This window comes from Teredinibacter waterburyi, from assembly GCF_001922985.1.
Lineage (GTDB): Bacteria > Pseudomonadota > Gammaproteobacteria > Pseudomonadales > Cellvibrionaceae > Teredinibacter > Teredinibacter waterburyi.
Genome location: NZ_MRUH01000120.1, coordinates 1 through 12437, shown reverse-complemented (window position 1 = coordinate 12437; position 12437 = coordinate 1). Strand labels below are relative to the sequence as shown.

7 protein-coding genes and 1 other RNA gene are annotated in these 12437 nt (G+C 46.7%); 6 read left to right on the top strand and 2 right to left on the bottom strand.

Annotation, left to right across the window (positions count from 1 at the left end; genetic code table 11):
- The first annotated feature begins 44 nt into the window (after positions 1-44).
- The 3 genes from IDZ20_RS08000 to IDZ20_RS07990 all read left to right on the top strand — a co-directional run bounded on the left by IDZ20_RS08000 (position 45) and on the right by IDZ20_RS07990 (position 4407).
- Complete coding sequence (locus IDZ20_RS08000; protein WP_188150904.1) at positions 45-2294, top strand: alpha-glucuronidase family glycosyl hydrolase; 2250 nt, start codon at positions 45-47, stop codon at positions 2292-2294.
- A gap of 87 nt (positions 2295-2381) precedes the next feature.
- Positions 2382-3353, top strand: coding sequence for a type 2 periplasmic-binding domain-containing protein (locus IDZ20_RS07995; protein WP_188150903.1), 972 nt, complete (start codon positions 2382-2384; stop codon positions 3351-3353).
- A gap of 112 nt (positions 3354-3465) precedes the next feature.
- Complete coding sequence (locus IDZ20_RS07990; RefSeq protein ID WP_188150902.1) at positions 3466-4407, top strand: type 2 periplasmic-binding domain-containing protein; 942 nt, start codon at positions 3466-3468, stop codon at positions 4405-4407.
- A 103-nt stretch (positions 4408-4510) separates the two neighbouring features.
- Here IDZ20_RS07990 and IDZ20_RS07985 read toward each other — a convergent pair whose 3' ends face one another.
- The gene (locus IDZ20_RS07985) at positions 4511-6043 is read right to left on the bottom strand and encodes an alpha-L-arabinofuranosidase C-terminal domain-containing protein (RefSeq protein WP_188150948.1); all 1533 of its coding nucleotides are present in this window, start codon (positions 6041-6043) and stop codon (positions 4511-4513) included.
- A 455-nt stretch (positions 6044-6498) separates the two neighbouring features.
- Here IDZ20_RS07985 and IDZ20_RS07980 point away from each other — a divergent pair, with 455 nt between their 5' ends.
- The 3 genes from IDZ20_RS07980 to IDZ20_RS07970 all read left to right on the top strand — a co-directional run bounded on the left by IDZ20_RS07980 (position 6499) and on the right by IDZ20_RS07970 (position 9203).
- On the top strand, positions 6499-8124 hold the full coding sequence (locus IDZ20_RS07980; RefSeq protein ID WP_223144935.1) for a TolB family protein: 1626 nt from the start codon (positions 6499-6501) through the stop codon (positions 8122-8124).
- Positions 8125-8213: 89 nt separating this feature from the next.
- Positions 8214-8606, top strand: a transfer-messenger RNA (tmRNA) gene (gene ssrA / locus IDZ20_RS07975).
- A 285-nt stretch (positions 8607-8891) separates the two neighbouring features.
- A complete protein-coding gene (locus IDZ20_RS07970) occupies positions 8892-9203 on the top strand; it encodes a hypothetical protein (RefSeq protein WP_281250556.1) in 312 nt (103 codons plus the stop codon).
- 243 nt (positions 9204-9446) lie between these two features.
- Here IDZ20_RS07970 and IDZ20_RS07965 read toward each other — a convergent pair whose 3' ends face one another.
- The gene (locus IDZ20_RS07965) at positions 9447-11993 is read right to left on the bottom strand and encodes a hypothetical protein (RefSeq protein ID WP_188150901.1); all 2547 of its coding nucleotides are present in this window, start codon (positions 11991-11993) and stop codon (positions 9447-9449) included.
- Positions 11994-12437 lie beyond the last annotated feature (444 nt).

Sequence of the window (12437 nt, the reverse complement as noted above, 5' to 3'; positions counted from 1 at the left end):
TTGAGTGTTTTTATACGAGAAAATTTTTAGTAGAGAAAATAATAATGAATATTAGATTCAGAAAACTGGGCGCGGTGGCGTTTTTAAAGCGCTATAGCCTAATCATTGCCACCGTATTTTTTGCATCAGCAAGCCAAGCTCAACCAATATTAAGTGGCGAAGATGGCTATCGCCTCTGGCTCAAGTACGACCTGATTAGCGACGCAGAATTGCGCTCAAACTACGTGAAAGCAATTGGCAGCTGGCGTGTCGATGGCAACTCGATCACAAGTGATCGAATACGCAGTGAACTTGATTACGCACTACCCAGCCTGCTCGGCGAAAAGGTTCGTGAGCAGCACCTAAACAACCTAACGGCCAATAAAGGCGATTCAACCCATGTCCCAACCTTAATAATTGGCACCCCAAGCTCATCGAAAACCATAGCTACAGCCATTCGCAGCGCAAAATTAACTCGCCAGTTAAAGGCCGTGGGTGACGAAGGCTACCTAATCAAAACCGTGCAGTTAAAAAATGGCCGCCAGCTTTTGGTCGCAGCCAATACCGACGTTGGTGCTCTTTACGGTAGCTTCCATCTACTGCGTTTAGTGCAAACCCACAGCTCGATTGTCGACCTCGATATACAGCAACAACCGGCATTAGATATTCGTATTCTCAACCATTGGGACAATCCCGATCGTCATGTAGAACGCGGCTACGCGGGGCAAAGTATTTGGGACTGGCACAAGCTGCCCGACTACCAATACCAGCGCTACTATGATTATGCGCGCGCGAATGCTTCGATTGGCATTAATGGCACCGTGCTGAATAACGTCAACGCCAACCCGATTATGCTAACACCGGAATATCTCGCCAAGGTCGCTAGCCTCGCGGATATTTTTCGGCCCTACGGTATTAAGGTTTATCTCTCGATTAAATTTAGCTCACCGCAATTATTAGGCGGCCTGGAAACATCCGACCCACTCAACAAAAATGTACAAAAATGGTGGGACGAAAAAGTAAAAGAGATTTACACCACCATTCCAGATTTCGGCGGATTTTTAGTTAAAGCTAATTCCGAAGGCCAACCCGGCCCCGGCGACTTCGGTCGCACTCACGCCGAGGGCGCCAATATGCTAGCCGACGCACTCGCCCCCTATAAAGGTGTGGTGATGTGGCGAGCCTTTGTTTACGCCAACGAAAAAAATGAAGAGCGTTCAAAACAAGCCTATTCGGAATTTAAACCGCTTGATGGAAAGTTTCGCGATAACGTTTTAGTGCAGGTCAAAAATGGCCCCATCGACTTCCAGCCGCGCGAACCGTTTAGCCCACTATTTGGCGCCACACCCAAGACGCCGCTAATGATGGAGTTTCAAATCACCCAAGAGTACTTGGGCTTTAGTACCCATCTCGCGTATTTAGGGCCGCTGTACGAGGAGGTGTTGCGCAGTGACACCTACGCCAAAGGCGAAGGCTCTAGCGTTGCCAAGGTGATTGATGGCTCGCTGTTTAACAACAGCATTTCCGGTATGGCAGGCGTTGCCAATATCGGCAGCGATAGAAACTGGACGGGGCATATTATTCTGCAGGCCAACTGGTACGTATTCGGCCGGCTTTCATGGGATCACAGCCTAAGCTCGCAGCACATTGCCGAAGAATGGGTACGTATGACACTCTCGACCGACTCCCTTGTTGTAGAAAAAGTGACCGCCATGATGATGGCATCCCGCGAGCAGGTGGTTAACTATATGACCCCCCTCGGGCTTCACCACTTAATGGATACCGGCCACCACTACGGCCCTGGCCCCTGGGTCGACAACCTTGGTCGCGCCGATTGGACACCGGTGTATTATCATCGTGCCGATGCAAACGGCATTGGTTTCGACCGCTCACCGACCGGTGTGGATGCCGTAAGCCAATACCACGCCCCCTTAAAAGAGCGCTTTAGTAAGCCGGAAACCACCCCCGAAAACCTTCTACTTTGGTTCCATCACCTTGCCTGGGATTACACCATGCAATCCGGCCACAGCCTTTGGGATGAGCTGGTGCGGCACTACTACAAAGGTGCGGAAGATGTCGCCGCTATGCAGGAGCAATGGCTGAACCTCGAAGGCAAAATAGACCCACTTCAATTCAACCAGGTAAAGATGGCCTTAGAGATTCAGGTAAAAGAGGCCAATTGGTGGCGAGACGCGTCGGTATTGTATTTTCAAACATTCTCAAAACGGCCCATTCCAACTGGGCTGACACCACCAAGTGGGACACTCGACGAATTCAAAACACGTAAATTCCCCTACGCCCCCGGCTCTGGCTAATAATGGGCTATGATGTATACGTAAGTGATGGCTAGGTACTTTTTGGTTCAGTACTTTTACAGCAAACAGCGTGTTGCGAGAAAAGTTGTGATTTTTAATTCGTCGTTAAAACTACGTCAAGTAGCTACACGCTGTTGCAACCCTTATTGTTGCAACAGCTTTTGTTTAACTGTTCTCTACTTAACTGCCTTCTATTTCGCTTCGCTGACCCTGGTTTTATCATCAGCACCAGTCGAAGCCGGTGCCACGTTTATTATTCCCAAATCCAGCTCTAATAATGTCGATCACGAAGACTACTATTTCACTCGGCTATTACAATTAGCCCTCAACAAAACCGTTGCCGAATACGGCCCCTACACACTACAAGAGTACGACTCTTTTACGGTAGATAACCGTCTTCGGCAAACATTAAAAACAGGGCCCATTGATATTATTTGGAGCAATACCAACCCGCTGTACGAATGTGAAATGCGCCCAATTGGCGTTTCGCTTTTAAAAGACCTTACTAATTATCGACTACTTTTAATTAGAGAAGACGATCAGCCGCGCTTTAGTAAGCTTACCAACTTAGATCAACTCAGAAAATTTAAAGGTGGAATGGGTGCGCAATGGCCGGATACCAAGGTGATGAAATCCAACAATCTACCGGTTGTTACAGCTCCCGGTTACGGCAAAATTTTCCATATGTTGGCGGCCAAACGTTTCGACTACTTTTCCCGTGGTGTTTTTCAAGTTCAGTCTGAAGTAAACCTATACCCTGAGCTTAATTTAAAAATAGAAGACCACCTTCAACTCTACTACCCCAGTGCGTTTTATTTTTTTGTAAAACGGGAAAATACTCTACTCGCCCAGCGCATAGAGACCGGATTACTCGCCGCGCAAAAAGACGGCTCTTTTGATACGTTATTTAACAGCATCCCACGCTATCAATGGGCAATGCGTGAGCTAACCACAAAGAAACGCACGCAAATCAATTTGCGCCCCATCGACCAACGCGGCGTAAGCCTAGCCGAGTGCAACCCCAATCCCCCGTTAACAGCAGCCAATAACAGCCATTGAAAATGTGATTGCTGACTCTCGCGCCAAGTTCGTCTAGTATTTAGTCTTAAGCCGCTATACTGGCAATATGATTTTTTGTAACCAGCCGTCCGTTCGATACTAGAGTTTTGCTATGGGCAATTCGAAAAACAGATCTAATCGCTATATAACAGTGAAATTACTTTATTTCCTGCTGTTGTGGCAGCTGCCGCTAGTAGCAGCTGCAGCTAATGACACTAGCGATATAGACACTAACGAAATCGACACTATCGTTGTGCCCCTTACAGAGTCTGACGACATAAACCACGAAGGCTACTACTTCATTCGTCTCCTCAAGCTTGCACTATCCAAAACCATCGCTACTAACGGGTCTTTTCAGGTAAAGGAGTATCATACCGTCGTTGTCGATGACCTTTTACGTCAAACCCTACAAAGTGGCGATATTGACGTTATTTGGAGCAACACAAGTTCTCATTACGACTGCGACCTTCAGCCTGTTGGCTACTCCCTGTTAAAAGATCTTAGTAATTATCGACTACTACTTATTCGTGGGGATGATCAACCACGTTTTGATCAGGTAAATTCCCGCTCCGACTTAGCAAAACTTACCGGTGGAATGGGCGAGCAATGGCCAGATATAGCGATAATGAAACAAAATAAATTACCTTTGGTAACCGCGCCCGGTTATGAAGAAATTTTTAAAATGCTGTCGGCTAAGCGCTTCGATTACTTTTCCCGGGGGATTTATCAAATACAAACAGAATCCGAGCGTCGCCCTCACCTACGTCTAGTCATAGAGAAAAATCTTTTACTGCACTACCCAAATACCTTCCGGTTTTTTGTCCATCGCCACAACAGTGCTTTAGCCGACCGACTTAGCGAAGGCTTACGCCTAGCGCAACTCGACGGTTCGTTTGATATGTTATTTAACAGTATTCCTCGCTATCGCTGGGGAATTGACGAACTTCGCAACGGCAGCCGTAAACTTATTGAGTTAACGTCTCCCAAAAGCGCCACTGAACTAGGCCCCTGTAAAAAAGGCAACCTTGCCAAGCATAAAATATTGCCGCAATAAAAAAGCCAGCGTTTATGGCTTCCCATATAAGCTGGCTTTTCTAATTGCGCGAACCACTTGCTTGCGTCGCTAGAGCGCATCTAACATTTAGCTACGACTAAACTCAGTCTAGCAATTCCACCACCACAACCGACTTGGCTGGCAAATCAAGTATTAGCTTTCCGTCTTTGGCTTTTTGCTTGTAGGCCTTAGGCTGCAAATTATTTGGCTGCTTAAACGTATTGTGTGCGTCCATTGCATCGGCGGTTAACACTTGGCCCTTTACCCGACTAAAGGTTTTATCGGCTTCGATTGCAAGCTTACGGCTCTCACTTGGGTGGGCATTTACCAAGGCGAGGTAATACTTGCCAGACGTTGAAATAGCCGCAGATGCACTCACCATCGGGATTTCTTTGTCGCCAAGCACATAGCTGTTTTCGCCCTTAATACTAATGGGTAGCGAGGTCGCATCCTGAAACGGGATATACATTTTAAAAACGTGGTAGGTAGGTGTTAGCAGCATTTTTTCCTTATCGGTAAGAATCATCGCCTGCAACACATTGACCATTTGCGCAATATTCGACATACGCACGCGTTCGGCATAGGCATGAAAAATATTCAAATTCAAACCGGCTAACACGGCATCGCGCAAACTGTTTTGCTGATATAAAAAGCCGGGGTTATCACCCTCGGCAACGTCGTACCATGTACCCCATTCGTCCACATAAAAGCCGACTTTTTTCTCGGGGTCGTGCTTATCCATAATGGCCGTATTGGTTTTAATAAAATCTTCAATACGCAAGGTATTAAACATAGTGTCGAACCATTCGCTTTCATTAAAACCTAACGCTGCGCCATGCTTTGCCCAATCGCCGGTAGGCAAGGTGTAGTAGTGATGGCTAATTGCATCCATCCGCATGCTCCAGGTTTCTGGAACGTTCTCCATTAGCGTTGTAGTCCACTCGGTTTGATCTGTATGGCCGCCACTGGCAATTAAAATTGGACGATTGTCTTCTGGCGTTTTTAAGAAGGTCGCGTAGTGTTTGTAAAGATTGGTGTAATACTCTGGCGTCATAGTGCCGCCGCAGCCCCACGCCTCGTTACCGATGGCAAAGTAATCAACCTTCCAAGGCTTGTCGCGACCATTAGCCCGGCGCATATTCGCCAGCGTAGATTGGCTGTCTGAGGTTAGGTATTCCAACCACGCCGCCATTTCCTGTGGTGTTCCCGTACCGAGGTTGCCATTGATATACACCTCGGCACCCAGCATTTCGGCAAAGGTCATAAACTCATGAGTACCAAACGCATTGTCATCGGTAACGCCGCCCCAAGTGGTATTTACCGTTGCGGGGCGCTTATCGCGTGGGCCAATGCCATCGCGCCAGTGGTATTCATCGGCAAAGCAGCCGCCGGGCCAACGTAACAGCGGCACCTGCAACTCTTTTAATGCCGCAAGAACATCTTTGCGATAGCCCTTAGTATTAGGGATTTTTGAATCTTCACCAACCCAAACCCCCTCGTAAATACCGCGCCCAAGGTGCTCCATAAACTGGCCATAAATGGCTTTGTTTATCACCGCCCCTTGGTTTTTTGTTTCGATTTTTACGCTTGTTTGCACCGCATCGGCGGCCGTAACGGCATGAGAACCCAGCGCCATAACACCGGCAACAACGCCAAACGCCAGTGCGCGAGTAAAAGGTTTAGGTGAAAGAGTAAACATAGCAACCTCGTATAACTCCAATAGCTAACCGCAAACGCTACAAGCACGCGCGTTTAGTAGGAGTGTATTTAAATGTATGAATGTAAAGCCAAACAGATCGAGCGCTGTTTAACCTTATAGATGTAGCCCAAACCCAATTCTAGGCGATTACAGTATGATCATCAGCCTTTTTAGCGGTTTAGATTGTCAGCCAATGCCAGCGCTTAGCTTTTCCTCTCCGACTTAACACTTTTTGGGCGTAACCGAATAACATTGACCTGCCCTTCACGCATCGACTTTCATAGTGCTCTACTAACAATTTTTCAGCTCACAAATAACAATAACCTTCAAATTCGCACGTTTTTTACCAAGGCTGGCATCGCTATTCCAATGCCATTAATGAGGCTTCGTTCATGCAGCTATTTATATACGCCCGACACTTCATACAAACCGCGCTACCAGCACCCATAAAATCAATCTTGCCGTTACCGAAACAGCTAAACGCCAAGTATTTTGTTTTTATGTGGTTATGTTTTGCGAGCCTAGCTGTTAGCTCCAATGCTATCGCGCAAGTTGTTGGCCAATTTAGCGACAATGCCGATATCGGGCCTGTGAAAAATCGCGGCAGCCTTAGCTATGATGCAAAAAATCAAAGCTACACCATGACCGCCTCTGGTGCGAACATCTGGGGCCAGCATGACGAAATGCACTTTGCTTGGAACCGAATGAACGGCGACTTTATTGTGCGAGCCCGAATTCAATTCCAAGGCGAAGGCGTAGACCCGCATCGCAAAGCCGGTTGGACCGTGCGCTCCAGCCTGGCATCACAAGCAGCCCACGTTAACGCAACCGTCCACGGCGACGGCCTAACCGCACTGCAGTTTCGAGCCAAAACCGGCGGCGACACCAGCGAATACCGCTTAAACCTTACTAACACCAATGTGATTCAGTTAGAACGACGCGGCGACGTGTTTATTATGTCCGCCGCCAAACACGGCGAGCCCTTTCAAACCACACAGGTTTCCCATCTAAAGTTAGGCGACGAGGTTTATGTAGGCCTCGCCCTTAGCGCCCACAACCCCGAGGTAATCGAAACCGCAAGCTTCGACAATGTTCGAATCATCCGCCCCGCCGCGCCAGATTTTCAACCCTACCGCGACTACATTGGCAGCAACATAGAAGTGCTAAACCTCGCCAGCAAACAGCGCCGCATTCTCTACCGCTCACCCGACTCGCTACAAGCACCCAACTGGACGCACGACGGCAAAAGCCTTATCTATAATGCCAACGGCCTGATGTACAATTTCGACCTCGCCAACGCCGACAAAGCAAATTACACCCCAACCCAGATCAACACCGGCTTTGCCAACCAAAACAACAACGACCACGTACTCTCGTGGGACGGCAAAAGTCTTGCCATAAGCCACCACAACATCGACGACGAACGTCGCTCCACCATCTACACCCTGCCCATAACCGGCAGCGACAAGCCCAAACAAATCACCAAAACTGGCATTGGCCACTCGTTTTTACACGGCTACTCGCCCGACGACAAAGGTATGGTATTTACCGCCAACCGCAAGGATCAATACGACATCTACCACATCGACATCGCCAGCGGCGTTGAAACCCAACTGACCAACACCGCCACCCTAGACGATGGCTCGGAATACAGCGCCGACGGCAAATTCATCTACTTCAACTCCAACCGCACCGGCACCATGCAGCTCTGGCGCATGAACGCCGACGGCAGCAACCAAACCCAACTCACCTTCGACAGCTACAACGACTGGTTCCCACACCTATCGCCAGACGGCAAAAGCCTAGTCTTCCTCTCCTATATGAGCGACATAGACTCCGGCGACCACCCCTTCTATCGCCACGTATACCTACGCCAAATGCCCATCGATGGCGGCGAACCCAGCATCATCGCCTACATATACGGCGGCCAAGGCACCATCAACGTTCCCAGCTGGTCGCCAGACGGCAAATCACTCGCCTTTATCAGCAACACCCAACTGCCAAGTCAATCGCCTTAGCAGAGCCAGCGCATTCCTCACTAAACTGGTATATAATCCCCTGCTGCTTTCGGCTTCAGCCAAACAGCAGGTTCACGCAAGTGAGCTCCGGGGGCGATTAGGATTCGACGCCGGTATCAAAGTCTAAGGTGCATGTCGTGATGGTAGCCAATCACGTTAATCCAAAGCTGCAAACCAATCAGTTGCCAATGATGACAACTACGGTGCCCAACTAGCTGCGTAAGCAGCCCTGTGAAGCACCATCTAGTGGTTCGCCGCTAGCGGTCTTTAGTAAGGTGTCAGTACCGCGTTAAAGACTGTCATATAGAACTGAATAGCTGTGTCATATAGATCGTGATGACATTGCGAAACTAAAGCGAACTCGCTTCCTACGTCCTGCCCGCCGGGCTGTAGATGAGCTAAATCAATAGACGGAAACTAAGCATGTAGAGCCGCAGATAGAGAGCTGGCGGACGGGGGTTCAAATCCCCCCGCCTCCACCAATACAAAACCTCAACCCGCAAGGGTTGGGGTTTTTTATTGGCTGCCGTTTGGCGTTTTAACTCGCAAAGTCGGGGTTCACAAAACGGCAGGACAGCCGTTTTAGACGACCGAAAGGTCGCCCCGAAGGGGTGAGGGCCAAGGATGGCCCGAATCAAATCCCCCCGCCTCCACCAAAAACCAAACCCCAACTGTTCTCAGTTGGGGGTTTTTTATACGGACTTAGGGAAAGGTTTGTTGGCAGCATTGGTAGGCGTGGGTACAACCTACCGAAACAGCGAGTGCATGTGGGAATTGCCATGGCGGCGGGTACCGATGTGGCAATGCAAACAGCGGGCATTACCTTAATGCAAAGCGACCCCTTGCGCGTGGTTGCTGCCATTAATATATCGAAACACACCTATAGAAAAATTCTCCAAAATCTTTTTTGGGCACTTATATACAATTTGTTAGGCATTCCGCTTGCTGCAATGGGCTTACTCAACCCAATGCTAGCCGGTGCAGCAATGGCGTTTAGTAGCCTGAGCGTTGCTTCAAATACATTGTTGCTAAAGCGGTGGAAACCATCTACCGCTCTCACAACCAGGGTTTTTCCATAGAACAAATACGAGAGCTTTTAAGCTTGTGGACTGGAATCAAAAGCAGGCAAGTAAATCAAAATGTTTCAGCGGAGTGGCTGCATGGTCAGAGTACATTATCGTGCTAAGGTCCGTTAAGTATTCACAGCACAGTTTTTGTATTCTATATCCAGCAAGCCATTCATTCTACTTACCCTTTCTTGATGTTCATTAGGGTGCAGAATAGAATGGATTACCCGAATCAAACCGTAACTGCTGTAATTATTAATCAAACGCCTTAATCACTCTATCACCCGTATAAATATCAATAACCAATAAATTTCCATGCGCAAATCCATAGATTAATTTTTTCTGCGTATTTAGCGAGTTTAGCCCAATGAGGTTTAAACCACTGCCCTTTGCTTGCGAGGCAACTAAACGTTGTTCGCCTGTATCCAAATTATACTCAATAATTTCGGATGAGCTGGAATCAGCGTGGCCTGTTTCTATATCTTCATATAAACCGGTGAAGTAAATTAGGTTGTTAGTATTATCAATAACCGGAGAATTAGTTGAATGATAGGGTGTCCCAGATTCAATCAATGTTTCAATATTGCCAGTGGCGTTGAGTGCTTTTACATATCCCTCATAAGATTTAACGAATAAAACACCGTCTAATTCCGGAGAAAAATCACTTATGGACGGCGAGGAAAAGACATTATAACCAGAAGGATAAGTATAGAAATACAAGGTATCTATTTCCCTAGTTTGAATATTTAATGAAAAAATACCGTCGTAATAATCAGCAAAGAAGCCTTCGCCTTCGGTGATAAACATAGTAAACCATATGATGTTACTATCATCAGTTGCGACTGCTTTGCCAATCGTAAACCTTGCGTCTGAAAGGTTCAGATGATTTTGTACATCATTTGTTGTGAGAAGTGGGGTGTCCGTTTGATTTTCAATATCGTAAGCTAGAAGGATTGGCTTGTCATTCGGTGGTTCGCCAGACCAGCTATGCAAGTTGGAACGAAGCAGAGTTTTATTGTCGACGTCAAAACTCGCATACTCAAACGCACTATAAGGGTAGAAAGAGGTACTTGTTAAATCATGAGATTCAACGATCTCATAATTGAGCAGATCTATCCTCTGAATGGTTTTATTAATGTAAGAGTACGTGGCGAGCTCAGTTTGAGCTTGGTTTACAGAGGAAAAGTTCGAGAGTTGGATTTTTGGATCGCTTCCAATGGCCGTTCCAACCCCGGTTATTAAATTGATACGAAACAAACCAATCGGTTGTACAGTTGGAATAATGGCATAGTCATTTCCAATATATACAACCGGACCACTAAACCCGTGATCGTTGGCTACAGACGAATCAAGTTGTAATGTAGTCTCTACCCCGGTGTCAAGATCTGTCATTAGCAGGGTCTTCCCAAGAGAAAGATAAGCAACCCCGTTTTTGGTAGACATTCGGTTGTAAGTATTAAAATTAAGTGCAGTCTCCTCCATGGCTTCAAGGGTTTCTACAGTACTGTTAATTACAGGTGAGAGTTCGAATGACGCCCATACTGATTTTACCCCAGTTGAAGGCTCGTTCCTCCTTGCGCTCAAGTAGACGGTTCGGGTATCAATTAAAAGGTTCGTATCGCTAACGTAACCACTCTGCGATTCAGAAAACAGAACGTCAAACTCCTTAACTGAACCATCAGAGACATCCACCAAGTAGAAGCGTTTTACGCCAGTGATCTTAGGGCGAATAAGTAGGTAATCGTTTTCAACCCATTCGGAAAAATAGTCGCTTGTAAAATCAAAATCAATATTGAAAAATTGTGAAGTACTATTTTCAAGATCAATCAGAACAATAACCGATCTATTTTGAATAGTGTCGGCGCACAAAGCAGACAGTTTATTTCCGTCAGGAGAGAGCAATAATCTATCAAAGAATGCGCAATTGGCATTATTTGAAGCGCTTGAGATTATTTTTGTGTCGCCATTGGTAATCGTTGTTTCTAAAAGAAAGGCGCCATCCACTGAAATGGCATAGACCGACGAGATACCATCGCTAACCCGTGCCCATATGTTTGCAACTGGCACGTTTTGCAGACTGAAAGCATCTCTGAAAACCCGCTCGTTGGCCTGCGTTACTTCTACATCAATACTATTATCGCCTAGCTGTACGGGAGTTTCGGCAATCCAATTACCAGAGTCGTCAGTTTCGAATATCGCAGTTACATCATTGACATTTATTGCAATATCACTTGGCTGACTTGTTTGCTTTACCCCATCTTTAACAAGATACCCTCGGATATTCAAATTGGACTCATTGCCACCGATATTGGAACCCGGAACCGGAAAGGTAATAAATGCCTCATATTCTTCTATGTTTTGTACGTTGATAGTGAAACTACCGGAAGCTGTTTCACCCTGTAGATCCGATACAGTGATTGATACTTCAAAGATGCCATCCAGATTAGCATCTGTGGGTGACTCGAAATCAAATACAGTGCTCGCTGATAAGAGGCCAGTGCTTGCATCAAGCGTAAAAAGAGCAACATCTGGAGATTGATTTATCGAGTAAATAAGGTCACCGTCATCATTGGCAGGAATGGTATAGGTAAATGTTTGATTTTCCGCCCAATCCAAGCTTGCAGGGAGGTTTAAAATCGGAATGCTGTTGCCAGACCCGCTGCTGGAACTAGAGCTACTACTTGTTGAGCTACTGCTAGAAGATCCGGAACCAGAACCTCCGCCGCCACACGCGTGTAAGAGTAATAAAGCAGACAATAGAAAGGTAAGATTAACGGTTGCTCCGATACGTGAGGCTGACATAACGCTCCCTGAGTGGGTTGTAGATAAATTGAACGCTCAATTATAGCCGCTTAGGTGCTGTGGCCCCAGTATCTAAGCGTTATATGGCAACAAAAACTCGTCACTATTAAAGCGAAAAAAATGGCGATTGATTTTGGCTGAGTACTACAGGACGAGACCCTAGCGTGTTGCTATCTGTTAGCACGCCATCTTATATCTTAACGGCAGAAAAAAATTTGAACCTTCTTCAGTGAGTCGACGACCCATCCATAACCTCGCTTGATAGATCTAAAATCTAACAAGGTTGCAGGTTAAACAACAGCTGTTTTTTTTCGATCAGTTGTTATGACATCACTTGTTTAAGGAGAAAATTGAAGATGATTAAAAATTTCAGAGTATAGGACGTATAAACCACCTTTTTGCCCTTCTAGTGAAGGATCGTACCCGAAATTCCCTCACTCGTTT